We start from the raw sequence: 23119 nt of genomic DNA on the forward strand, positions 1-23119 counted from the left end.
TAGACAGTTTTTGTTCAAAATGCGCTATTTATAGTGATGGCCATTACTGCTATATTAAGGGAAGAAAATGAAAGCGATTTAAAAGGTGGTATAACAATGATTATTAAAGAAGAAATTTTTGTTCCGAAAGAACTAGTAGAAGAAAAAATCGATTTGCTTGTAGAAAATTTAACAACGATTAAAGATGACAGCGGAGAATTCCTGCTGGATTTTGATGGACTAAAAGTAGATGACAAAAGCTGGACTGTCTGGAACTGGCCTCAAGGTGTCGGTTTGTACGGGATCTACAAAAATTACCAAAACACAAAGAATCCCCGTGCGTATCAAGTCGTCAATGAGTGGTTCGAAGACCGGATGCAAGAAGGTGCACCGCCAAAGAACGTCAATACGATGGCACCGCTTCTTACAATGGCTTATCTATATGAAGACACCAAGGATTCACGCTATCTTCCTTACTTGGAACAGTGGGCGGAATGGGTGATGAACGACATGCCTCGAACGAATGAAGATGGACTGCAGCATGCGACTTATGGTCCTGAAAACAAGAATCAGCTGTGGGACGATACACTGATGATGACGGTCTTGCCTCTGGCGAAAATCGGGAAGCTATTGAATCGTCCTGAATATCTGGAGGAAGCGCGCTACCAATTCATGATCCATATCAAATACTTGATGGATAAGCGTACCGGTCTGTGGTATCACGGCTGGACCTTCGAAGGAAACCATAACTATGCAGAAGCATTCTGGGCAAGAGGCAATTGCTGGTTGACGATCGCGATCCCAGAGATCATTGAAATCTTAGAATTGTCAAAAGAAGATGCATTGCGCAAACTGCTGATCGAAACACTAGAAGCTCAAGTCCGGGCATTGAAAGAATATCAGTCTGAAAGCGGCTTGTGGCACACCTTGTTAGATGATCCGTCCTCTTATGTGGAATCTTCGGCAACAGCCGGATTTGCTTACGGTATTTTAAAAGCGGTGCATAAACGTTATTTGCCGCAGGAATATAAAGAAGTTGCTTATCGCGCGATTCAAGGACTGCTTGAACAAATCGACGAAAAAGGCGAAGTCCAAAATGTTTCGATCGGAACAGGAATGGGGGATAGCTTAGATTTTTATCGAAACATCGGTATCACAGCCATGCCTTATGGACAATCCTTGACGGTGCTTTGTTTGACAGAATTGCTAGTCTCTTATTGTTAAAAGAAAGGAAAATAAAATGAAAAAAACAACACTGCTGTTTGCAGCAGGATCGCTGAGCCTAGGTCTTCTAGGCTTGAGCGGCTGCGGAAGTAATTCGAGTGTAGCGACTGTCGCAGAGGCAGACGCGGATGAGACGGTCACACTGCGCTTTGCTTATGCAAGCAACAGCCAGCCGGTCATTGATGCAATGAACGAATTTGGACGTTTAGTAAAAGAAAAGACAGCCGGCTCTGTACAAATCCAGTATTTCCCAGATGGACAACTGGGAGGTGAGCGGGAATTGATCGAGCTGACGCAATCGGGTGCAGTTGATTTTACTAAAGTAAGCGCTTCGGCATTAGAGAGTTTTTCAAAGGATTATTCGATTTTTTCTGTCCCTTATTTGTTCAACGACGAAGAACATTTCTTCCGAGTGATGGATAATGCAGAAATCATGGATCCAATCTATCAGTCAACGTCAGATTTGGGCTTTACCGGACTGACTTATTATGATTCTGGTCAGCGTAGTTTTTATATGGTAGATGGGCCGATCCATTCGCCAGATGATCTGAAAGGGAAAAAAATCCGTGTCATGCAAAGTGAAACCGCCATCAAGATGGTAGAGCTTTTAGGAGGATCTGCAGTACCGATGGGAAGTGATGAAGTATATACCTCCCTTCAATCCAATCTGATTAATGGCTCAGAAAACAATGAATTCGTCCTGTATACAGCTGGGCATGGCGGAGTCGCTAAATATTATTCTTATGATGAACATACACGAGTGCCGGATATCCTGATCATGAACGATGCGATCAAAGAACAATTGTCAGCAGAGCAGGAAGAAGCGATCAGTGAAGCAGCCAGAGAATCCACGATCTTCGAAATCGATGCATTCTCAAAAGCGATTGAAGAAGAAAAAGCGAACGCGCAAAAAGAACATGGAGTGCAATTCAATGATGTAGACAATGCGCCGTTTCGTGAAGCTGTTGCGCCACTTCATGATGCATTCAGGAATGATCCTGCGTATCGAGAGCTGTATCAGATGATCCAAGACCAAGGAGCGTAAGAAAAATGAAAACGATTTTAAACAAAGTATTAGAACTCATCGGCGCAGCCTTGCTTATAGGAATGGTTGCTCTTGTGTTATGGCAAGTCTTTTCCAGAACTGTTTTGGGCAATCCGAATACGGTAACAGAAGAGCTTGTCCGGTTCGGACTGGTTTGGTTTGCGATGCTTTCTTCTGCGTATGTCGTTGGGCAAAAGGCGCATTTAGCTGTGACGATCCTTAGCGAAAAATTGACAGGAAAGAAGAGCCAAGCATTAGAAATGATCGTGCAGTGTTTGTTTTTGGCATTTGCGGCGATCATCATGGTGTATGGCGGCTGGAATGCTGTCACGTTAACGATGGGTCAGATCTCACCATCTATGGGGATTCCGATGGGGTACGTATATCTTTCTGTCCCTGTATCGGGTGTGCTGATCATTATCTATAGTCTGATCAATCTGATCGATACATTCAGCGGCAAGCCAGCGATTCAAGAAAAAATTTAATTGGAGGAATAAAATGGCACTAGAAGCCGGATTAGTCTTATTTTTAGTATTTGTTGTGTTGCTCGTATTGGGAATGCCGATCGCGATCAGTATCGCGTTTTCTTCCATGATGACGCTGTTGTTAGTGATTCCGTTCGATGTTGCAGCTTTCAGTTCTGCCCAAAAAATGGTAGGGAGTATCAATAGCTTCTCGCTGATCGCTATTCCTTTCTTTGTCCTCTCAGGAATTATTATGAATAATGGCGGGATAGCAAAGAAGCTGGTGGATTTTGCCATGCTGTTCGTAGGAAGAGTTCCAGGTGCTTTGGCACATACGAATGTTTTGGGGAATGCTTTGTTCGGCTCGATTTCCAGCTCGGCGATTGCAGCATCTACGGCGATCGGAGGCGTCTTGATTCCTCAGCAAGTAGAGGAAGGATATGATCGGAAATTCGCTACAGCTGTCAATATCGCTTCTGCACCAACGGGGATGGTGATTCCACCAAGTACGGCGTTCATCATGTACTCGCTTGTAGCTGGAGGTGCGTCGATCTCTGCTTTGTTCATGGGTGGTTATCTTGTCGGTGCGCTTTGGGCATTTGGGATTATGCTGATCGCTTTCGTAGTTGCGAAAAAGAACAAATATCCAGTTGTTGAAAAAGGACAGATGAAACATGCAGGAAAAATACTGATTGATGCGATACCAAGTCTGCTTCTGATCGTGATCATCATCGGTGGGATACTGACTGGGATTTTTACGGCAGTCGAAGCGTCTGCTATTGCTGTGATCTATTCTTTACTGATCGCGATGTTCTATTACAAAACAGTGAAACTGAAAGATATACCAAATATGCTGTACCAAGCAGTAGCGATGTCTGGCACGATCATGTTCTTACTGGCGACTTCTTCCATGATGTCATTTGCTATGGCATTTACTGGGATTCCTCAAGCGATCAGCTCGCTGATCATGGGAGTAACAGATAACAAATTCGTGATTTTACTGTTAGTCAATCTTGTTTTGCTTCTTGTTGGGATGTTCATGGATGTGGCGCCTGCGATTTTGATTTTCACTCCGATCTTTTTGCCTATCGTCACAAGTGTAGGCGTTGATCCTGTGCATTACGGGTTGTTCTCGATCATGAATCTGTGTGTAGGCTCTATCACGCCGCCAGTAGGAACTGGATTGTATGTCGGAGCAAGTGTCGGAGGCGTGAAAGCAGAATCTATGCTGAAGCCGCTGCTGCCTTTTTACGGTATGATCCTGGCTGTCTTGTTTTTGATTACGTATTTCCCGCAAATCGTGATGTGGCTGCCGAATATGTTAGGTTAGGAGAAAAGATATGTTGAATCTTGCGATAAGAGGACATGATCTATCTGATGTCCATACAGTTGAAATGCTAGCTGAAAAAACCAAAGAACAAGGTATCCATACCTTGCAGTTAGCGTTAGGTTTGTCTTTTCCGGATATCCCATCTGGCGCAGAAGCAATCAACGCTGGTATGGGGAATTTTGTGAAACGGACGTTAGGAGAAAAAGAAATCAGTGTTGGGATCTTGAGTTGTTATATCAACATGATCCATCCTGATGGGAAAGAGCGGGAGAAACTGCTGAATAAATTCGAAAGATACCTCCAATATGCCTCTTCATTTGGTGCATCGATGGTAGCTTCAGAAACCGGGGGTGTTTTTCCGGAAATCCAATACACGGAAAAAAATTTCACAGACGAGGCTTTTGCTGAAGCGGTGTCAGTGATCCATCGGTTGGTTCAAGCAGGTGAGAAATACCAGATGATGGTCGGGATCGAACCAGGATTGAATCATCCAGTGTATTCACTAGATCGTGTGGAGCAGTTGCTTCAAGCTGTCGATTCGGACTATTTAGGAATCATTTTAGATCCTACCAACCTGATCACTATTGAAAACTACCAGCAGCAAGTCCAATTAGTAGAAGAAGCCTTCGAACGTTTTGGCGAAAAAATCTGTGCAGTCCACTTGAAAGATTTTCGTGTAGAAGAGGAAAAAATCGTCCCGACGAATCTGGGTGAAGGGCTGATCGATTATACTGGAATCAGTGAGATCATTGAGAAGAAACGTCCTTATCTTTATGTGGTGCTGGAAGAAACGAAAGATGACGGGATTCGTCAAGGAGTGAGTTTGTTGAAAAGAAGTCGTGGAACCACTGCTTAAACCTTCGTTGCTCAGATCGAAAAATAACATTAGGGGCTGTGACAGTTAGCTGTCTCAGTCTCTCTTCTTTTTATCAAAGTATTTTGATAAGAAAAAAGGAGGTTTACGTACGCTCACCTCCAATCATCAGAAAATGTTATCTGATCGAAAAAACAGCGTGGTATAATAAGATTGTTCGTAACTGAACAAAAGGGGTGATAGCCATGAAACAAAAGAAAGTAAATGGCGAACAAGTCAATACGATGGTCTCTGATCAGTACGAGATCTATCACGTCAAAGACATTGTCAGCCAAAACAAAACGATTTATCATCATCATGATTTTTATGAGATACACGCGACACTGAAAGGTGAAGCGATATTTTATTTGGACGGTCGTCAATTCACGATCAAAGAAGGAAGCGTCTTGCTGATCCATTCCAATGACTTGCATCGCATCGTCAGACAATCAACCGAGCTTTTTGAACGCGTGTATATTTTTGTCACGCCCTCTTTTTTAGAGAGCCGGTCCACTCAATGGTCGAATCTGTCGGCCTGCTTCCAGCCATTGGGAGAAAAGCGCAGCAGAGTGCTGAAAGTTACGCCTGAACTATTGAAAGAAAAATTATCCTTCATCGATCATCCGCCAGACAGACATGTATACGGCGCAGACATCAAATATGAACAGGCGCTTGTCGACTACCTGATCTTTTTGAACCAAGTGGTGAAGCAGGAAGAGAACACTTCTGAACAGACTGCTGCCATCCCTAATGAACGAGTCGACCAGATGATTCAGTATATCTCAAAACATTTGTCGAATCCGCTTTCCTTAGAAGAAATGGAGAAACAATTTTTTGTCAGCAAGTACCATATCACGAGAGAATTCAAAAAATACACAGGTTTTACCTTCCACCAGTATGTCATGAAGAAAAAACTGATTTATTCCAAGCAGTTGCTGAGGGAATACCGAAGTTCAAGTGCTGTCTACAGCAAATGCGGGTTTTCTTCCTATCCTCATTTTCTGAAAGCGTTCAAAAGAGAATTCGGGATCACGCCAAAAGAATTTTTGAGACGGGATACGCAAAATGAATTGGTCCATTATGATCATTTCGAGGACGAGCGATGACTATCCGCCATGGATCACTGACTGAATAAACGAAACAAGACTGGAATTTTCCTGCACTTGTTTCGTTTATTTTTCGTGAAAAATACATAAATGTGCGTATTTATTAGATGAATCAGCTGTATCGGCGAAAGTCTCTAGGGGAAAGGCCTGTTTTTGCTTTGAACAACCGGCTGAAATAAGCGAAATTCTCAATCCCGATCTCGCTAGAAATCGTTTGGATCGTAAATTCTGTATAGCGCAGGAGGTCCTTTGCATAAGAAATCTTTTTATTGATGAGATAATCGATCGGTGGTGTCCCGATATATTTTGAAAAATCCTTGCTCAATTGATATTTGTTCAATAAAAACTGATGTTCCAGCTCATCCAGTGTGATCACTTTTTTGAAATTCTCATCTAGATAATGCTGTAGTTCATAAATATAAGCAGGGATATCTTTCTCCTCAAAATCCAGCTGATACTTTTGCAGGATCAATTCATTCAGCAATTCATGGATGATGACCGACGACTGGAAATCCGTTCGGGCATTAGCTTGTTGTTGCTTGCGGATAAGCTCTGTGAACAAGTGATGGATCTTGTTGTCTTCAGGAGAATCTGCTGTATGGAAGGTGAATTTCCCGTCTTTGATGAATTCTTGATAAAATGCGTGGATATTCTGTCCGCTCAAATGTACCCAATCCATTTCCCAAGGTTCCTCGCTGACTGTTTGGTAACGCTGATACTCTTGGCAATCGATGAAGAAAAGATCGCCAGCTTTCAAATGATGGAGCTTGTTGTGATATGTAAGCGTTCCTTCTCCGGAAAGCGTGAATTTGATCAGATAAGAAGGAAGGTGGGCACGTTCCGTATAGTAAGGGATGGGGGCTTTGAAATGCCCAATCTCTTGGATATAAAAAAACAGATTTTTACTTTTTTGCGTATGTGTCAAAATCACTCTGCTCGAATCTTCTGACCATGAATGATTGGCTTTTTCCCAGTAGTCCATGCAATCGCTCCCATTTGTCAAGATAGTGCAATTATATACCAAAATAGTGTGAAGTAAAATCACTCATTCTGTAATATGATAGCTTTGTTAGTAAATGATAACGTTTTATTCATAAATCAGCATCCAACAATAAAGTAAAAGAGGTGGAGAAATGAATTCGACATTTGTCGCAGTCGACATCGGTGCTTCAAGCGGACGTTTGATGAAGAGTACACGAAAAAGTGATGGACGGCTGTCTTTAGAAGAAGTGCATCGATTCAAAAACGGTTTTCGTAAAAAAGACGGATATCAGCGCTGGGAGATTGATTACTTGATCCATGAGATCCTGACAGGGCTGGAAAAACTGAAAAGTTCAGGGGTAGCTACTTGTTTTGTAGGGATCGACACATGGGCAGTCGATTACTGTCTGCTAGACAAGGATGGCGAACGTTTGGGTGATCCAATTTCTTATCGTGACGATCGCACCACGCACGCAGTTGAAGCTTTTTCAAAAGAGTATTCTTTGGACAAATTATACGAGCAAACCGGGATTCAGATCCAGCCTTTCAATACATTGTTCCAATTATTCGTGGAAGAAAAAGAGCGATTGGCAGAAGCACACAAACTGCTCTTGATCCCGGATTACCTCGGCTATGTCTTCACAGAAAGAATGGTCACAGAAAAAACAAATGCATCCACTATGCAGCTTTTGAATGCAGGAACGAAAGAGTGGGAACCAGAGCTTCTTGAACGAATCGGTGTGGCAAAAGAATTGTTTGCGCCATTAGTTGATCCTGGAACGATCCTGGGATCACTGAAAAAAGAAAAATTCCTGAATTATGACCTCCCGGATGCGACATTCATCAGTGTTGCTAGCCATGACACCGCCTCGGCTGTATTGGGGACACCAGGAGAAGGCGAAAAATGGGGATATATCAGCAGCGGCACGTGGTCGCTTCTGGGGATCGAAACGAAGATTGCCAATGTTTCACCTGCAGCATTCTCAGAAAATTATACGAATGAATGGGGCACACATAATACGGTACGTTTCCTAAAGAACATCATGGGGATGTGGCTGATCCAAGAAGTCGCACGAATGCAGGAGTACCAGTACAGCTACGCAGAACTAGCTGAGCTTGCCAGCAAAGAAAAAGCTTTGCAGCAATTTGTTAATATCAATGATCCGAGATTTCTGAATCCCAAGAACATGATCCAGGAAATCCAGACGTATTGTTTCGAAACAGAACAGACAGTGCCGATACGCCCGGGTGCTATCGCACGCTGTGTCTATGACAACTTAGCGTTATGCTACGCAAATGAACTGGTGAAGATCGAACATCTCACAGGAACACCGCTCGATCGCCTCCATATCGTAGGTGGCGGTTCGAATAATCGTCTGCTGAATCAGTTAACGGCTGATTATGCAGGGATCGTCGTAGAAGCGGGCCCAAGTGAAGCGACAGCAATCGGGAACATATTGATGCAGATGCTGAGTACTGGACAATTCAAGGATGTTGCGCAAGCACGAAAAGAAGTCAAACGGTCTTTTCCATGTGAGATTTTTTATCCAGATCCTGCTAAAAAAGAACTGGCGGCTATTTATTTAAGACAAAACAAAGGAGTAGAAGTATGAATACGATTGAAAGAAATTATGCTCAAGCAAAAGAAAAATATGCCGATTTAGGCGTAGATACGGACAAAGTATTGGCGCGCATGCAGGAAATCAAAATTTCGATGCATTGTTGGCAAGGGGACGATGTCAAAGGATTTTTGAACCCGGATGGTGAACTGACAGGTGGGATCATGTCTACAGGGAATTATCCAGGAGCAGCACGGACACCGGAAGAATTAAGAAACGACCTTGAAAAAGCGTACGCGCTGATCCCTGGTAAGCATAAGTTGAACCTGCATGCCATTTATCTAGACACAGAAGAAGCGGTCGACTTGAATGAGATCGAACCAAAGCATTTTGAAAAATGGGTCGAATGGGCAAAAAAAGAAGAGATCGGACTGGATTTCAATCCAACATTTTTCTCCCATCCAATGATGAAGGACGGCTTCACCCTATCACACCCTGATGAAGAAGTCCGTGCCTATTGGATCGAACATGGCAAACGAAGCAGAAAGATTGCGGAATATTTTGGCAAAGAGACTGGTCAGACCTGTATCAATAACTTTTGGGTACCGGATGGCATGAAAGACAATCCGATTGATCGCTTTTCTCCGCGTAAACGTTTGATGGAATCTTTAGATACGATTTTCAGCGAAGATTTGGATGAGAATTATGTCCAAGATGCTGTAGAAAGCAAACTGTTCGGTCTGGGGGCAGAAGCTTATACAGTCGGTTCCCATGAATTTTATATGGGCTATGGACTGACAAGAGACAAACTCGTTTGTCTGGATGCCGGTCATTTCCATCCGACAGAAGTGATCTCGAACAAACTTTCTTCTCTTGCTTTGTTCAGTAAAGGGATCATGCTTCACGTCTCACGACCAGTTCGCTGGGATTCTGACCATGTTGTCTTGATGGATGATGAACTGCAGGAAATCGCGAAAGAATTGGTTCGAAATGATTTGCTAGGAAAAACGAACATCGGCTTGGATTTCTTCGACGGAACGATCAATCGTATCGCTGCTTGGGTGATCGGCACAAGAAATACTCAAAAAGCGCTACTTAAAGCGCTGCTTGAACCGGTCGAAAAATTGAAGGAAATAGAATCATCATTTGATTTTACATCTAGAATGGCTTACACAGAAGAATTGAAAGACTACCCATATGCAGACGTCTGGAATTATTTCTGTTTCAAAAACGAAGTGCCGACTGGCTTGGATTGGCTGAAAGAAGTGCAGCAATACGAAAAAGATGTATTAGAACGAAGAGGAGCGTGACGAGGTTGAAAAAAATAGATATTTTACAAGCCCCTTATGTAAAGGAAATGGTACAGACGACATCGAATCTGTATCGTTTAGGCTGGGATGAAAGAAATGGCGGGAATATTTCTTACCTGCTGAAAGAAGAAGAGATCCTTCCGTTTCTGGACCCGGAAAAAGTGATCCGCCGCATCCCGATGATCTTTGATGCTAGTCGTCTGGCAGGATGTTATTTTATTGTGACTGGTTCAGGGAAATATTTTAAGAATGTAGCAGATGAGCCCTCAGAAAACTTAGGGATCGTTCGCGTAGCAGAAGATGGGAAAGATCTCGAACTTTTATGGGGACTGGACAACGAAGCGAAGCCGACAAGCGAACTGCCAAGCCATTTCATGAGCCATATCGCTCGTCTGGAAACTGATCCGGAAAATCGGATCGTGATGCATTGTCACGCGAGTCATTTATTAGCGATGAGTTTTACGCATGTATTAGATGAACGGTCGTTTACACGTACGCTTTGGCAGATGTGTACAGAATGTCTCGTTGTCTTCCCAGAAGGAGTCTCGATCATTCCGTGGATGGTTCCGGGAACGAATGAGATCGGAGAAGCAACGGCTGAAAAAATGCGGGAAACACGACTTGTCCTGTGGCCGCAGCATGGGATTTACGGTGCAGGAAAAGACATGGATGAGGTCTTCGGATTGATCGAGACAGCGGAAAAAGCAGCAGAAGTCTATACGTACGTCAAAGCGCAAGGGCCGATTCTACAAACGATCACAGATGAGAATCTCCTGTGCTTAGCTGAAGCGTTTGGCGTAGAACCAAAAGAAGGATATTTGGAAGGTTTAAAAGCTGAGGTAGGTGTGTAGCATGCTAAAAAAAGCTTTCTGCATGAAGGTGTATCCAGAAAAGCAACAGGAATATAAAGAACGACATGACAATCTCTGGCCGGAGATGAAGTCAGCCCTTCGTGAACACGGAGTCAACAGTTATTCGATTTTTCTCGATCCGAAAACCAGTACATTATTCGGGTACCTAGAGATCGAAGACGAGACACGCTGGGCAAAAATGGCTGAAACGCAGATCAATCAAAAATGGTGGCATTATATGGAAGATATCATGGAGACAAATCCAGATTCCTCCCCTGTGAGCCTTGAATTGATGCCTGTTTTCGAATTTTGATCGGTAAAACGCAAGGATCGGGCAACCGGTTGCTTGCTGTTTTACGGTCGTGTTTGTGAAAGTATATACAATGAAGGAGAGAGAAAAATGAGTAATCGAATGATTTTAAATGAAACCTCTTATTTTGGCAAGGGAGCAATCGAACATATTGTCCCAGAATTCCAGAAACGTGGTTTTAAGAAAGCGGCAGTGATCACAGATAAAGGCTTGATCGAGCATGGTGTAGCAACGAAAGTCACACGATTGTTAGAGGATGCGGCAATCGATTACGTCTTGTACGACGGCATCGTTCCGAATCCGACCATCCAAAATGTCAAAGATGGGGTAGCGTTTGTGGAAGAAGCATCAGCAGATTGCATCATCGCTATTGGCGGAGGATCACCGATCGATACCGCAAAAGCGATTGGGATTATCGTGACGAATCCTGAATACTCCGATGTGATCAGCTTAGAAGGCGTTGCGGACACGAAGAACCCTTGTCTGCCGATCTTAGCCGTACCAACAACATCTGGTACGGCAGCGGAAGTCACGATCAACTATGTGATCACTGATGAAGCGAACCATCGCAAGTTCGTATGTGTCGATCCTCATGATATCCCGATCGTGGCTTTTATCGACAGTGACATGATGATGGGAATGCCAAGCAAGCTTGCTGCTTCAACAGGGATGGACGCGATGACACATGCGATCGAAGGGCTGATTACTAAAGGTGCCTGGGAAATGACAGATATGCTGCATCTCAAAGCGATCGAGATCATTGGACATTCACTGGAAGATTCAGTGAAAGGCGATCAGCTTGGCCGAGAACAAATGGCACTGGGCCAGTATATCGCTGGCATGGGCTTTTCAAATGTCGGCTTAGGACTTGTCCACGGAATGGCGCATCCATTGAGTGCATGGTATAACATTCCTCATGGCGTAGCATGTGCAGCGCTTTTGCCTACAGTCATGAAATATAACAAAGACTACACAGGAGAGAAATATCGTGAAATCGCATGTGCACTAGGGATTTCAGGAGCAGGGGCGATGTCATTGGAAGATGTTCGCGATGCTGCGTGTGGCGAAATCGATCGGTTGAGCAAATCAGTCGGTATTCCAGCCACAATCTCGGAATTAGGTGTAAAAAACACAGATATTCCTGCAATCGCAGAAGATGCGCTACGTGATGTCTGCACACCGGGCAATCCTAGAGAGACGACGAAAGAAGAGATCATCGAGCTATATCAAAGTTTGATGTGAGAAAGATACAGCAACGCATAAAAAACTTCCAAAACGTCAACGTTTCCGTTATAATTTTCCTATAAAGAAATAGGAGAGTATTATATGGAAAATAAAAAACCGTACGGCACTGTTTTAATCAAAGCAGCCAAAATCTTGGATTATCTAGCAGAAACACCGGATGTTTCCTTGCAGGAAATTGCAAAAGGGACGGGGATGACTTCTTCGACGGTGCTGAAAATCTTAGATACCTTACTTCTTATCGGATACGTCAATAAAAACGCAGAAAAAAATTATCGTTTAGGCGCTAAACTGGTCCGATATGCCAACAAAAACATCGAACAGTTGGATTTGGCAGAATTGACTTTGCCTTTTTTGGAAAAGCTTCAGCAAAAAATTGACGAAACGATTCACTTGGGCGTTTTAGATAACAACGAGATCCTATATGTCAACAAGCTGGATCCTAAAAATCAAACGATCCGCATGTCCTCGAAAATCGGGATCACGCGGCCGTTGTACAACTCAGCTATGGGAAAAGCCGTACTTGCCGAATTCACGGAAGATCAATATGAAGATTACGTAGGTACGCATTCCCTAGTTCCTTACACAGAGTACACGATCACTAATTCTCTGCGCTTGAAAAAAGAGATTGAGAAGGTCAAGAAAACACATGTCGCTTTCGATGATGAAGAAATCGAGAAAGACATCTTCTGTATTGGTGCGTCAATCGTAAAAGGCGATGAGATCATCGGTGCTTTTAGTGTGAGCATGCCGAAATACCGATTGACAGAGGAAGTGAAAGAGCAGATCATCACAGCGATAAAACAAACGAAGCAGGAAATCGAAAAAACAATTCAAAAATAATTGAAAAAGCGTTTGCATTTTTTCTTTTCTGCCGTATAATATGGGTATAGAATTTCCAAGTTATAAAATCAAATTTCTAAATAGGAAATAGGTGGAGAAGATGAAAAAAATTGATATTTTGTCTCGTTTGAAAAAAGCCGGTGTGATCGCAGTTGTACGAGGGAAAACAAAAGAAGAAGCCCTGAATGCCTGTCACGCAATCATCAAAGGCGGTCTGACAGGGATCGAGTTGACTTTCACTGTCCCTCAAGCAGATCAAGTGATCAAAGAACTATTAACTGTTTATCAAGATCAGCCTGAAATCGTCATTGGAGCTGGTACGGTTTTAGATGCTGTAACGGCACGATTGGCGATCTTGGCTGGTGCTGAATATATCGTCAGTCCTTGTTTCGATCAGGAGACAGCAGAGATGTGTAATTTGTACCAGATCCCTTATCTGCCTGGATGTATGACGATCAATGAAATCAAAACGGCTATGAAGAGCGGTGTGGACATCGTGAAGCTGTTCCCGGGAAGTGCATATGGACCAAGTATCATCTCTGCATTCAAAGCACCGATCCCTCATTTGAATATCATGCCGACAGGCGGTGTAAGCTTGGACAATATGAAAGACTGGTTTGACGCAGGCGTAGTGACAGTTGGCGTAGGAGGCAACCTTTTAGCTCCTGCAGCTACAGGTGATTTTGACAAAGTAACGGAAGTCGCTCAGCAATACGCGGCAAAAATGAAAGAAATCGCGGGGTAACAGAAGATGGGGAAAGTAGTTACTCTTGGAGAGATCATGTTGCGATTATCCACTGATCAAGGGATCCGTATCGAAAACAGCGGGCAATTCCATGCGCATTATGGTGGAGGAGAAGCAAATGTCGCTATTTCTCTTGCTAATTATGGACATGAAGTCTCGTTTGCGACGAAAGTTCCTGATCAAGCTTTGGGAAAAGCGGTAAAGAAGCACTTGCAAGGCTACGGGGTAGGCACAAGCCATGTGGTATTGGGCGGTCCGCGTCTAGGAACGTACTACATGGAAGCAGGTGTTGGTGAACGAGCAGCCTCTGTGATTTATGATCGGGCAGGTTCCAGCTTTGCAGTGATGGATCATTTGGAATGGCAATTAGATGAATTGTTTCAAGACGTGGATATTTTCCATGTTTCAGGTATCACGCCTGCTCTGTCAAAAAAATGGCAGAAAATGACGAAAACACTGTTGCAAGCCGCCAAAAAAGCTGGCTGCTTAGTCAGTTTCGATATCAACTATCGCGGGAAACTATGGTCGCAAAAAGAAGCAAGTGGTGTCATCCATCAGCTGCTTCCATTCGTTGATATCTGTTCGGCTGGAAAAATGGATGCGCTCTACTTATTGGGAATCGAAGAGGCGCCAGAAAATACTGAACAGCCTATTGCCTATTATTATCAGAAGATGCAAGAAAAATTCCCGAATATCCAAGTATTTTACTCGACAGACCGGACCGTTCGATCTGCTAGTGAGAACCAGCTGATGGGCACAATTTGGATGGATCGGAAATATTTGGAATCACAGACCCACGAAATCAAACCGATCGTTGACAGAGTCGGTGGCGGAGATGCATTTGCAGGCGGTGTGCTCCACGGTATCCTGTCTCGCATGCAGCCGCAGGAGATCATTGATTTCGCGACTGCAGCTTCTGCTTTGAAGCATACGATTCATGGTGACTGCAACCAATTCAACCACGAAGAAGTCGCACAGTTTCTCGCGTGCGGCTCTGGAAAAATCATTCGATAAAGGAGCAATTAATATGCAAGAAATGGAAACACGTTATACACACAGCCCAGAGGATATCCGTCATTACTCGACGGAACAGTTGAGACAGGAATTTTTAGTCGAAAAAGTATTCGTCCCTGGAAAAATCAGCTTGACTTACACACATAATGACCGAATGATCTTTGGCGGTGTGACACCCACGAAAGATGCGTTGGAGATCACATTGGACAAGGAATTAGGTGTTGACTATTTCTTGGAACGTCGTGAACTAGGCGTGATCAATATCGGTGGTCCCGGTTTTATCGAAATCGACGGACAAAAAGAAGAAATGAAAAAACAAGACGGCTATTACATCGGAAAAGAAACACGTCATGTCGTATTTTCTTCTCAAGATGCTGACAACCCAGCTAAATTCTATATCAGCTCCGTTCCGGCGCATCATAAATATCCTAATGTGAAAATCAGTATCGATCAGGTGAAACCGATGGAAACAGGAGAAGGGATCACACTGAACGAACGTAAAATTTATCAGTATATCCATCCAAATGTATGCGAAAGCTGCCAATTGCAGATGGGCTATACGATTTTAGAACCAGGAAGCGCATGGAACACCATGCCATGCCACACACATGAACGCCGTATGGAAGCTTATGTCTACTTTGACTATGCAAATGAAGATACACGCGTGTTCCACATGATGGGCAAACCTGATGAAACAAAACATTTAGTCGTGGACAACGAACAGGCGATCATCTCACCAAGCTGGTCGATCCATTCAGGTGTAGGAACAAGCAATTACTCATTCATCTGGGCAATGTGCGGCGAAAATATTACGTATACGGATATGGACATGGTTCAAATGGACCAATTGAAATAAGAGAAGGAGAATCGGATAATGGAGTTTAGCATGGATATGTTCCGCTTAGACGGAAAAGTAGCATTGGTAACAGGTGCAGTTTACGGGATCGGGTTTGAGATCGCTCGTTCTCTTGCCACAGCAGGAGCAACGATCGTTTTCAATAATCTGAATCAAGAATCGGTGGATGAAGGAATCGCGCATTATAAAGAGGCTGGCATCGATGCAAAAGGGTATGTCTGCGATGTGACTGACGAAGAAGCGGTTCAAGCAATGGTTCAGCAGATCAAAGAAGATGTAGGTTCAGTTGATATTCTAGTCAATAATGCAGGGATCATCAAACGGACACCGATGATCGAAATGGAAGCGGCTGATTTCCGACAAGTGATCGATGTGGATCTGAATGCACCGTTCATCGTGTCAAAAGCAGTCATTCCTGGCATGATCGAAAAAGGCGGCGGTAAAATCATCAATATCTGTTCAATGATGAGTGAACTTGGACGTGAAACAGTTAGTGCCTATGCTGCTGCAAAAGGCGGTCTGAAAATGTTAACGAAGAATATCGCTTCAGAGTATGGTCAGTACAACATCCAATGTAACGGAATCGGACCTGGCTACATCGCTACACCGCAAACAGCACCATTACGTGAAACGCAAGAAAACGGCGAACGCCATCCGTTCGATCAGTTTATCGTAGGGCGTACACCGGCAGCACGTTGGGGAGAACCAGTCGATTTAGCTGGACCATCTGTCTTCTTGGCATCTAGTGCTTCTGATTTTGTGAACGGCCATGTGTTATATGTAGATGGCGGGATTCTTGCTTATATTGGCAAACAGCCTTAATAAAACAAAAAAATAAAAAGAGGTTGTGACAGTGTCGTTCAGCTTTGAGGGATAAGAAAAATTTTGTGAAAATGACTTCTCACATTTTTGCACAAATTAGGCTTATCTCCGAAAAGTTGGCACTGGAACACCGTGAATCAGAGGTTGTGAACCTGCCGTTCAACTCTGAGGCACAAGGAACAATTTCAACAAACAGCTTCTCATGTTTGCTGTATATTGTTCCTTGTGCCCGAGGAGTTGGCAGGAGAACACCGTGAATTAGAGGTTGTAAAAAAGCTGTTCTGCATCAAGCAGTAAGAACGATCAGATAAAAATAGCTTCCCATATTTTACAAAGTCGTGGCTTATTGCCGATAGGCTATCTCTTGAACACCGTTTATTCGAAAAACAGGAGCTGAGACAAGATTTTTGTCTCAGCTCCTGTTGTTTGTCCGCTTTCCATATTTCACCAGATCGATCCCTCTTGCTTCGCACCAGTCCTTCACTGGACCAGAAAAGACAAGTGATTGCTGATGGAGGTCAGTAGTTTTCTTAGCGCCGACTAGCGTATAAAGCAATCGTAGTTCTTCTTGCCACTGTTTCATAAGATCGATCGTTGCATCTACGCCGTGAGTCATCAAGTGAGTCAAAATCGTGCCGGATACCCCGACCGCTTTTGCACCAAGGCACAAGGCTTTGAAGATATCGTAGGCATTCCGGACCCCGCCAGAAGCAAGAATCTCCAGATCCGTTCCTGCTTCATTTGCTTCAAGAAGAGAGGTGACGGTCGATTGTCCCCAGTCTGAAAGATAACTCAATTCGCGTTTCGGCCGGCGTGCATTTTCGATCTGAGTGAAGCTGGTACCGCTTCGTCCACTGATATCCACCGTTTTGACACCGAGACTTGCTAACTCAGTGATCGTCTCACTTGTCATCCCAAAACCGACTTCTTTTATGATCAACGGCACATCGATTTCTTTTTGGATTTCCTGGATAAGTGATTTCCAATCTGAAAAATCACGGTCTCCTTCAGGCATCACTAACTCTTGCGGCGCATTCAAATGGATTTGAAGGGCATCCGCATGAAAGAGCTGGACTGCTTCTTTTGCTTTTTCCACAGAAGTGCCAGCGCCGACATTTGCCAAGAGTTTCCCCTCAGGATGTTCTTCCCGCACCACGGTATACGTATCCGCCAGTGAAGGATCTTTTAAAGCAGCGCTGACTGAACCGGTAGCCATCATCAATCCAGCTTCTCTGGCAATGATGGCTAGCTCACGATTGATTTTTTTCGTTTTTTCACTGCCACCAGTCATTGCATTGATATAAAACGGGCTGCTTAAAGAAAAACCAGCGACCCCAGTACTTAGGTTTACTTCATCGAAAGCTGTTTGAGGCAACGCATGATGCACGATTCGAACAGCATCGAATTCGTTTTTTTGTTTATTGTGGAATGCTTTTGCTAATGAAACATGTTCATCTTTTCGATTCATGCTTTTTCCTTTCTTTGATAACTGTAGACATGTAGGGGCAAAGGCGTGATCTCCGCTTTTTCCCAAGCACTCATCAAAGGCAGTATGCCGGATTTCTGGTCCACGATAACGATTCCGCAGTCACCGCCACCTGCACCAGAGGATTTGGCTGCTCCTTCGTATTCTTCTGCCAAGTTGCAGAGTTTGTTCAGCGCGGGCGTCTCGATGACAACGCCAGTGATTGCTGATAGTTCACGAAGTAATTGCCGGTTTTTGCGGATCATTTGCTGGATCGATGCGACATTGTTTTCTTTGAATCCTCGGATCATTTCAGTGACGCAAGCTGTACTGTCTTGGAGAAATGACTGATAGGCAGTCATCTTGTCTTCTCTCGAACGATGGACTTGATCCACTAAATCAGAAGTCGAAGCAGGGCTTCCTGTCCAGCCAATCAGCAAGCGAAGATCTTTTGGCGCGGTCAATGGCTCGATAGAAAGTCCGGGCCAATCCATCGCTAACAAATCACTGATAGAATGCTGTGTTTCTTGTTCTTGCAGCCATTGATGGTCAAAAGTAGAAAAAGCGATCCAGCCTCCATAACAGCTAGCTGCGATATCGCCACAAGAGCCATTGTCTTGGACAGCTAGATTTGCTAAAGCAGCGATCTTGAAAATCTCCAATTGTGACAGATTCAGTGCGTAAAAAAGATTGAGTGCTTTGACGGTTGCCACAGTGACAGCACCGCTTGAACCAAGGCCGTATTTTCGACCGTTCGAGCTGTCCAGTTCACTTGTTACTTTAAGATCATAAAAAGATAGCAAGATGTTTTTTTCCTGTGCATATTTTTCCGTTAACCGGATCGCGGCGAGGATATAATGGAACGGATTCTCCCGAATGTCCAGAACCAATTCTCCGTTTCGTCTCGTCCAGCGAATCGGCATGCCGCTGTATTGAGCAGATTGGATACTCCCAACTTTGCGTGCAGCTTCTAATGTGACAGTAACAAATTGATCCACGGCAACGATCACCGCAGGATGTCCTGTTTCGACGACTGCATATTCTCCGGCAATATAGAGTTTGCCTGGCGCAGATACTTCAATCATATAAATCTCCCTTTATTCAATAATCGCGATTCCTGGACCTGCTTGGGCTGAAACCACTTGTTGTTTACTAAATGAATCGATTAACGTGTCTTGGACGATCGGCAAATTTTTCTTTTCGACTAAGACTTTCACGTTAGGGCCTGCATCCATGGTGAAGTAGCAGGGGATCCCTTCATTGCGCAGTTTACGAACGAGTTGCATCGCTTTTAAACTGTCTGGAGACCAGTAAGTGAAAGGAGGGAGAGCAGCTAAAGTCGTTCCGTGCATCTTCAGGGCATTTCGCTCCATCGTCTCTCCAAGAAGCTGAAAGTCTTTTGTTTTTATCGCTTGTTTCAATTGATATAAGTCTGTCTCGACGGAATCGAGCCAGCCTTGGTAAAAACTGGATGTTTCAACCGTTCGACGCATGCCGTCACGACTAGAGACATCTTTTTTCTGATCATTGATCAAAAGAAAAACCATCGCTAATTCCTCTTCGAACGAGTCCGATGCGATCGGCTGAGCGTAAGAGCTCAAATCATCATGTCCTTTTTCCCATTCGACAAAACCGCCAAAAATGCTTCTGCATGCAGACCCTGATCCGCGACGTGCCAGACGGGAAAGTGCGCGCGAATCCAATCCAAGCGATAGTGCTGAATCACATGCGCCAGCCAAGGCTGCCAGACCGCTAGCAGAAGAAGCTAATCCTGCTGCGGTAGGGACGAAATTTTGACTGATCACTTTGGCTTTGAGCTGGATATTGGCTTTTTCTCGAACAAGATCAAGAAAATGACTGATTTTTTTTGTTGCTTGTTCATCTTGTAGCTGATCGTCCAAATAAAATTGATCTTCTTTGAATTCGTCAGAAAAAACAACTTCGGTTTCTGTATAAAACGCATCTAGTGTGAGGGATAAACTGTTATTCATCGGAATAATGAGTTCTTCGTTTCTTTTCCCCCAGTATTTGATCAATGCGATATTTGTGTAAGCACGTGCTTTGCCTTTAAACATAGGTATGTACTCCTAATCCTTGGATCCAAGTTTCAGCAGCGCCTGCTTGTAGAAGTGCCTGACTGATCTCTTGGGCTTCCTTTTTTGTTTTGGCTAATGCGATCATGCAACCGCCGCGACCGCCGCCGGTTAATTTTGCACCTAGAGCTCCCGCATCCTGTGCAGTTTGAATCAGTAAATCAAGAAAATCATTGCTGATCGTCAAACTTTTCAAGAGTTGCTGGGATTGATTCATCACTTGGGCTAATTCTTCAGGTGCATTTTGGATGATCGCTTGTTTTGCCTGTTTGGTCAAGTATCCTAGCTGCTGGATCTTTTGTCCAGTTTCATGCGGATTTTTTTCGAACAGATGAGCGACATCTTTCACGGCTTCTCTTGTCTGTCCTTTGATCCCAGTGTCGGCAACGATCAAAAAAGCGTCGATATTCAAAGAGAAATAATCGAAAGGGTGGCCCTTCGTGAAATAAATCGGTTCAAGACTGCTTGTAGCAGCTGCATCGATGCCGCTTGGATTGCCGTGAGCGATTTTCTCGGAGATCTGTACCCATTCTAACAAGGTATCACGAGATAATGGAACGCCCAGATAATCATAAAAGGCACGAGTGATCGCTGTAGCAACTGCCGCGCTTGAGCCCATCCCGCGTTCAGCCGGAATCGTACTGTCGATCGTTAACAAAAGATTTGTGCTGACGTGGTGCCTTTTTTTGAGACTAGCAAGCAGTTGTTTGATGTTTTTCAATGCATGAGGCGCCTGTGAAAGCTCTCCTTTATAGTAGGAGGAGGAAAGCTGATCGTATCCAGCTGATCCAAGCGTTTCAAGTGATGCCGTCGCTTTTGTCGCATAAAAAGGAAAAGCAATCGCTGGTTCGCCGTAGACGACCGCATGCTCACCCATCAAAATAATTTTCCCGCTTGATTCTCCTTGGCCATAACTTGCCATAATACAACCCCTTCTCACATAACAGTAACTTTAAAGCAAAAAATAAAGCGCCCTGAATTAGTTGCGCTACTGAACAGAATTTTTTGCACCAAAATGGGTTTCAAAAAACGTTTCTTCTTTATTTTACTAAAACCAACCGAGAAGTAAAACTAAGAATGCGTTTTCTAGCAAAAAAACACTTTTTTCTTAAGATTTTTTTGAGTTTTTCCGTATCATCAACAGATGAATTTATAATTGACACCACCAGATATTGGGGGTATATTTAAAAAGATCGGAGTTAAACACAATATTTAGTGATGAAGTGAGTTGGAGGTAAATGAGCGTGATCGTTTTAGCGGGTACAATCGGTGCCGGAAAATCAAGTTTGACGGAAATGATGGCTGAACATTTCAATAGTCAGGCCTTTTATGAATCAATTGATGACAATGAAGTCCTGCCATTATTTTATGCAAACCCTGAACAATATGCTTTTTTGCTGCAGATTTATTTTTTGAATAAACGTTTTGCAAGCATCAAACAAGCGATGAAAGAAGATAACAATGTATTGGATCGGTCAATCTATGAAGATTCTTTACTCTTTCACTTAAATGCAGATCTGGGAAGAGCCACAGAGACAGAAGTTCGTGTATATGATGAGTTGTTGGAAAACATGATGGAAGAACTGCCTTATGCAGCGCATAAAAAGCATCCTGATTTGTTAGTCCATATCCGTGTATCCTTTGATACGATGCTGGAACGGATCGAAAAACGCGGCCGCTCCTATGAACAGTTATCATTTGACCCTAGCCTGTATGATTATTATAAAGAATTGAATCGCCGATACGATCAGTGGTACGAAGAATACAGCGAAAGTCCGAAAATGCAAATTGACGGCGATCGGTTTAATTTCGTCGAAGATCCGAAGGCAAAAGAACAAGTATTAAAACTGATCGAAGAAAAACTAGCGGAAATCCGCCAAGAAGAGTACGCGATCTGACCCATGCCCATCCAATCAAAGGTTTGACCTTTCATTGGATGGCTTTTTTCTTTATACTGACAGGAGGAGAAAGGAGTGGTGAGTGTGCGAGAAAAATATTTTTTTAATCATGAACAGAATTTTTGGATAAATGTAGAGCAAAATGATGTGTTGGCAGTAAAGAATCTGAAGGAAGAATATGGGATCAGTGACGAGATGCTGACGTATTCCCTAGATAAAAACGAACGTGCACGGGTGGAATATGATTATTTGGATGAAGCGCTGCTGCTTGTCTCGAATGTGCCGCATCAGCGGAAAAAAGAAAATCATTACGAGACGAGCCCAATCGCATTTATTTTGAAAGATGAAGGCCTGTTCACATTTACGACCCCAAGTACCGAGTATGTGATTCGAATGATCCATTCTCTTTTAGAAAGAACGCCAGATATCAGTGTTTACAGTTTATTGTTCCGCACGTTGTTTTTGATCTCAGATTCTTTCTTTCCACTGCTCGAAGAAGTAAACAGTGAACGTCAGCGATTGAATCAGAAATTAAGAGAGAAAACGACCAATAACAATCTGCTGCAGCTTTCCGATCTGGAAATCGGCTTAGTCTATCTAGTGACAGGCACGAAACAAAACGTTGTATTGTTGGAGCAGATCAAAGCCTTAGCGCTGTATCGGAAATTATCGGAAAAAGAAAAGGAACAGCTGGATGATGCGCTGATCGAAGCGCGCCAAGCAGTAGAAATGACTAATTTGGCCTCGCAAATCTTAGACCAGCTTTCTAGCACATATAATAATTTATTGAACAACAATCTGAATGACACAATGAAATTTTTGACAGTATGGTCACTGATATTGACAGTTCCCACGATCGTCACCGGCTTTTTTGGAATGAATCTCCGTTTGCCGTTTACCCATTCCGTCTTTGGCTGGGGGATCGCGTTGATCATCAGTTTAGTGCTGTCAGTCTGGATGCTTATCGCTTTGTGGCGTAGGATCAGATAATGCTGCAGTTTGTATATCGATAAATCTTACACCTGAGTAGAGTGAAAAGCTTTCTGATAAAAAGATTGACAAATCTATGCGAAAATGTTAAACTGATTGAGTTGAGAAATAAAAGCAGAAGCACCCGCTTCTCGCCTTA

At 43.5% G+C, this 23119-nt stretch carries 23 protein-coding genes and 1 other annotated feature (1 of these 24 only partly in view); of the genes, 18 read left to right on the top strand and 5 right to left on the bottom strand.

Going from position 1 to position 23119, the window contains the following annotated elements:
• Positions 1 to 96 precede the first annotated feature (96 nt).
• The 6 genes from G7Y42_RS04120 (at position 97) to G7Y42_RS04145 (ending at position 6001) form a co-directional block, all read left to right on the top strand.
• Positions 97 to 1203, top strand: a complete 1107-nt coding sequence (locus G7Y42_RS04120; protein ID WP_165004333.1) for a glycoside hydrolase family 88 protein — start codon at positions 97 to 99, stop codon at positions 1201 to 1203.
• A gap of 16 nt (positions 1204 to 1219) precedes the next feature.
• Positions 1220 to 2248, top strand: coding sequence for a TRAP transporter substrate-binding protein (locus G7Y42_RS04125; protein ID WP_165004336.1), 1029 nt, complete (start codon positions 1220 to 1222; stop codon positions 2246 to 2248).
• 5 nt (positions 2249 to 2253) lie between these two features.
• Positions 2254 to 2733, top strand: a complete 480-nt coding sequence (locus tag G7Y42_RS04130; RefSeq protein ID WP_165004339.1) for a TRAP transporter small permease — start codon at positions 2254 to 2256, stop codon at positions 2731 to 2733.
• A 13-nt stretch (positions 2734 to 2746) separates the two neighbouring features.
• The gene (locus G7Y42_RS04135) at positions 2747 to 4042 is read left to right on the top strand and encodes a TRAP transporter large permease (protein ID WP_165004343.1); all 1296 of its coding nucleotides are present in this window, start codon (positions 2747 to 2749) and stop codon (positions 4040 to 4042) included.
• Between the two features lie 10 nt (positions 4043 to 4052).
• Positions 4053 to 4898 carry a sugar phosphate isomerase/epimerase family protein gene (locus G7Y42_RS04140; protein WP_165004346.1) on the top strand — a complete coding sequence of 282 codons (846 nt, stop codon included), beginning with the start codon at positions 4053 to 4055 and terminating at the stop codon, positions 4896 to 4898.
• 203 nt (positions 4899 to 5101) lie between these two features.
• The gene (locus G7Y42_RS04145; RefSeq protein ID WP_165004349.1) at positions 5102 to 6001 is read left to right on the top strand and encodes an AraC family transcriptional regulator; all 900 of its coding nucleotides are present in this window, start codon (positions 5102 to 5104) and stop codon (positions 5999 to 6001) included.
• Positions 6002 to 6113: 112 nt separating this feature from the next.
• Here the strand turns inward: G7Y42_RS04145 and G7Y42_RS04150 are convergent, their stop codons facing one another.
• On the bottom strand, positions 6114 to 6983 hold the full coding sequence (locus G7Y42_RS04150) for an AraC family transcriptional regulator (protein ID WP_165004352.1): 870 nt from the start codon (positions 6981 to 6983) through the stop codon (positions 6114 to 6116).
• 151 nt (positions 6984 to 7134) lie between these two features.
• On the opposite strand from G7Y42_RS04150, the gene rhaB reads away from it, so the two are divergent.
• The 10 genes from rhaB (at position 7135) to G7Y42_RS04200 (ending at position 16534) form a co-directional block, all read left to right on the top strand.
• A complete protein-coding gene (gene rhaB, locus G7Y42_RS04155) occupies positions 7135 to 8595 on the top strand; it encodes a rhamnulokinase (RefSeq protein WP_165004354.1) in 1461 nt (486 codons plus the stop codon).
• Positions 8592 to 9851 carry an L-rhamnose isomerase gene (gene rhaA, locus G7Y42_RS04160; RefSeq protein ID WP_165004357.1) on the top strand — a complete coding sequence of 420 codons (1260 nt, stop codon included), beginning with the start codon at positions 8592 to 8594 and terminating at the stop codon, positions 9849 to 9851. Before rhaB ends, rhaA begins: the two co-directional genes overlap by 4 nt.
• A gap of 5 nt (positions 9852 to 9856) precedes the next feature.
• Entirely contained in the window at positions 9857 to 10702 is an 846-nt protein-coding gene (gene rhaD / locus G7Y42_RS04165; RefSeq protein WP_165004359.1) for a rhamnulose-1-phosphate aldolase, read from the top strand.
• A gap of 1 nt (position 10703) precedes the next feature.
• Positions 10704 to 11015 (top strand): L-rhamnose mutarotase, encoded by a 312-nt coding sequence (gene rhaM, locus G7Y42_RS04170; RefSeq protein ID WP_165004361.1) that lies wholly within the window; start codon positions 10704 to 10706, stop codon positions 11013 to 11015.
• An 87-nt stretch (positions 11016 to 11102) separates the two neighbouring features.
• On the top strand, positions 11103 to 12254 hold the full coding sequence (fucO, locus tag G7Y42_RS04175) for a lactaldehyde reductase (RefSeq protein ID WP_165004363.1): 1152 nt from the start codon (positions 11103 to 11105) through the stop codon (positions 12252 to 12254).
• Positions 12255 to 12338: 84 nt separating this feature from the next.
• On the top strand, positions 12339 to 13097 hold the full coding sequence (locus G7Y42_RS04180) for an IclR family transcriptional regulator (RefSeq protein WP_165004365.1): 759 nt from the start codon (positions 12339 to 12341) through the stop codon (positions 13095 to 13097).
• Positions 13098 to 13197: 100 nt separating this feature from the next.
• Positions 13198 to 13842 carry a bifunctional 4-hydroxy-2-oxoglutarate aldolase/2-dehydro-3-deoxy-phosphogluconate aldolase gene (locus G7Y42_RS04185; RefSeq protein ID WP_165004367.1) on the top strand — a complete coding sequence of 215 codons (645 nt, stop codon included), beginning with the start codon at positions 13198 to 13200 and terminating at the stop codon, positions 13840 to 13842.
• 6 nt (positions 13843 to 13848) lie between these two features.
• The gene (locus G7Y42_RS04190; RefSeq protein WP_165004369.1) at positions 13849 to 14856 is read left to right on the top strand and encodes a sugar kinase; all 1008 of its coding nucleotides are present in this window, start codon (positions 13849 to 13851) and stop codon (positions 14854 to 14856) included.
• Between the two features lie 13 nt (positions 14857 to 14869).
• Complete coding sequence (gene kduI, locus G7Y42_RS04195; protein WP_165004370.1) at positions 14870 to 15712, top strand: 5-dehydro-4-deoxy-D-glucuronate isomerase; 843 nt, start codon at positions 14870 to 14872, stop codon at positions 15710 to 15712.
• Between the two features lie 18 nt (positions 15713 to 15730).
• Positions 15731 to 16534, top strand: a complete 804-nt coding sequence (locus G7Y42_RS04200; protein WP_165004372.1) for a gluconate 5-dehydrogenase — start codon at positions 15731 to 15733, stop codon at positions 16532 to 16534.
• Positions 16535 to 16946: 412 nt separating this feature from the next.
• Here G7Y42_RS04200 and fni read toward each other — a convergent pair whose 3' ends face one another.
• Genes fni through mvk form a run of 4 tightly spaced genes read right to left on the bottom strand, consistent with a single transcriptional unit; the run spans position 16947 to position 21014 of the window.
• A complete protein-coding gene (gene fni / locus G7Y42_RS04205; protein ID WP_165004374.1) occupies positions 16947 to 18002 on the bottom strand; it encodes a type 2 isopentenyl-diphosphate Delta-isomerase in 1056 nt (351 codons plus the stop codon).
• Positions 17999 to 19084: a phosphomevalonate kinase gene (locus G7Y42_RS04210; RefSeq protein WP_165004376.1), complete on the bottom strand. Its 1086-nt coding sequence runs from the start codon at positions 19082 to 19084 to the stop codon at positions 17999 to 18001. Before G7Y42_RS04210 ends, fni begins: the two co-directional genes overlap by 4 nt.
• 12 nt (positions 19085 to 19096) lie before the next feature.
• Entirely contained in the window at positions 19097 to 20074 is a 978-nt protein-coding gene (mvaD, locus tag G7Y42_RS04215; RefSeq protein WP_165004378.1) for a diphosphomevalonate decarboxylase, read from the bottom strand.
• Positions 20067 to 21014, bottom strand: coding sequence for a mevalonate kinase (gene mvk / locus G7Y42_RS04220; RefSeq protein ID WP_165004380.1), 948 nt, complete (start codon positions 21012 to 21014; stop codon positions 20067 to 20069). Before mvk ends, mvaD begins: the two co-directional genes overlap by 8 nt.
• A gap of 316 nt (positions 21015 to 21330) precedes the next feature.
• Between mvk and G7Y42_RS04225 the strand changes: the two genes are divergently transcribed.
• Positions 21331 to 21990: a deoxynucleoside kinase gene (locus G7Y42_RS04225; RefSeq protein ID WP_206215436.1), complete on the top strand. Its 660-nt coding sequence runs from the start codon at positions 21331 to 21333 to the stop codon at positions 21988 to 21990.
• A gap of 84 nt (positions 21991 to 22074) precedes the next feature.
• Positions 22075 to 22980 carry a magnesium transporter CorA family protein gene (locus G7Y42_RS04230; protein WP_165004383.1) on the top strand — a complete coding sequence of 302 codons (906 nt, stop codon included), beginning with the start codon at positions 22075 to 22077 and terminating at the stop codon, positions 22978 to 22980.
• Between the two features lie 106 nt (positions 22981 to 23086).
• Positions 23087 to 23119 (top strand) — a sequence feature (ribosomal protein L20 leader region) (it continues 94 nt past the right edge of the window).

It is taken from the genome of Enterococcus sp. ZJ1622 (genome assembly GCF_011038845.1).
Classification (GTDB): domain Bacteria; phylum Bacillota; class Bacilli; order Lactobacillales; family Enterococcaceae; genus Enterococcus_B.

What these genes read in the sequence shown, in the direction of transcription:
- rhaM (WP_165004361.1), top strand. Translation starts at nt 10,704, where the DNA reads ATGCTAAAAAAAGCTTTCTGCATGAAGGTGTATCCAGAAAAGCAACAG.
- mvaD (WP_165004378.1), bottom strand. Translation starts at nt 20,074, where the DNA reads ATGTTTAAAGGCAAAGCACGTGCTTACACAAATATCGCATTGATCAAA.
- G7Y42_RS04185 (WP_165004367.1), top strand. Translation starts at nt 13,198, where the DNA reads ATGAAAAAAATTGATATTTTGTCTCGTTTGAAAAAAGCCGGTGTGATC.
- kduI (WP_165004370.1), top strand. Translation starts at nt 14,870, where the DNA reads ATGCAAGAAATGGAAACACGTTATACACACAGCCCAGAGGATATCCGT.
- rhaA (WP_165004357.1), top strand. Translation starts at nt 8,592, where the DNA reads ATGAATACGATTGAAAGAAATTATGCTCAAGCAAAAGAAAAATATGCC.
- G7Y42_RS04200 (WP_165004372.1), top strand. Translation starts at nt 15,731, where the DNA reads ATGGAGTTTAGCATGGATATGTTCCGCTTAGACGGAAAAGTAGCATTG.
- fni (WP_165004374.1), bottom strand. Translation starts at nt 18,002, where the DNA reads ATGAATCGAAAAGATGAACATGTTTCATTAGCAAAAGCATTCCACAAT.
- G7Y42_RS04190 (WP_165004369.1), top strand. Translation starts at nt 13,849, where the DNA reads ATGGGGAAAGTAGTTACTCTTGGAGAGATCATGTTGCGATTATCCACT.
- G7Y42_RS04225 (WP_206215436.1), top strand. Translation starts at nt 21,331, where the DNA reads ATGAGCGTGATCGTTTTAGCGGGTACAATCGGTGCCGGAAAATCAAGT.
- rhaB (WP_165004354.1), top strand. Translation starts at nt 7,135, where the DNA reads ATGAATTCGACATTTGTCGCAGTCGACATCGGTGCTTCAAGCGGACGT.
- mvk (WP_165004380.1), bottom strand. Translation starts at nt 21,014, where the DNA reads ATGGCAAGTTATGGCCAAGGAGAATCAAGCGGGAAAATTATTTTGATG.
- G7Y42_RS04130 (WP_165004339.1), top strand. Translation starts at nt 2,254, where the DNA reads ATGAAAACGATTTTAAACAAAGTATTAGAACTCATCGGCGCAGCCTTG.
- fucO (WP_165004363.1), top strand. Translation starts at nt 11,103, where the DNA reads ATGAGTAATCGAATGATTTTAAATGAAACCTCTTATTTTGGCAAGGGA.
- G7Y42_RS04180 (WP_165004365.1), top strand. Translation starts at nt 12,339, where the DNA reads ATGGAAAATAAAAAACCGTACGGCACTGTTTTAATCAAAGCAGCCAAA.
- G7Y42_RS04125 (WP_165004336.1), top strand. Translation starts at nt 1,220, where the DNA reads ATGAAAAAAACAACACTGCTGTTTGCAGCAGGATCGCTGAGCCTAGGT.
- G7Y42_RS04145 (WP_165004349.1), top strand. Translation starts at nt 5,102, where the DNA reads ATGAAACAAAAGAAAGTAAATGGCGAACAAGTCAATACGATGGTCTCT.
- G7Y42_RS04120 (WP_165004333.1), top strand. Translation starts at nt 97, where the DNA reads ATGATTATTAAAGAAGAAATTTTTGTTCCGAAAGAACTAGTAGAAGAA.
- G7Y42_RS04150 (WP_165004352.1), bottom strand. Translation starts at nt 6,983, where the DNA reads ATGGACTACTGGGAAAAAGCCAATCATTCATGGTCAGAAGATTCGAGC.
- G7Y42_RS04135 (WP_165004343.1), top strand. Translation starts at nt 2,747, where the DNA reads ATGGCACTAGAAGCCGGATTAGTCTTATTTTTAGTATTTGTTGTGTTG.
- G7Y42_RS04140 (WP_165004346.1), top strand. Translation starts at nt 4,053, where the DNA reads ATGTTGAATCTTGCGATAAGAGGACATGATCTATCTGATGTCCATACA.
- G7Y42_RS04210 (WP_165004376.1), bottom strand. Translation starts at nt 19,084, where the DNA reads ATGATTGAAGTATCTGCGCCAGGCAAACTCTATATTGCCGGAGAATAT.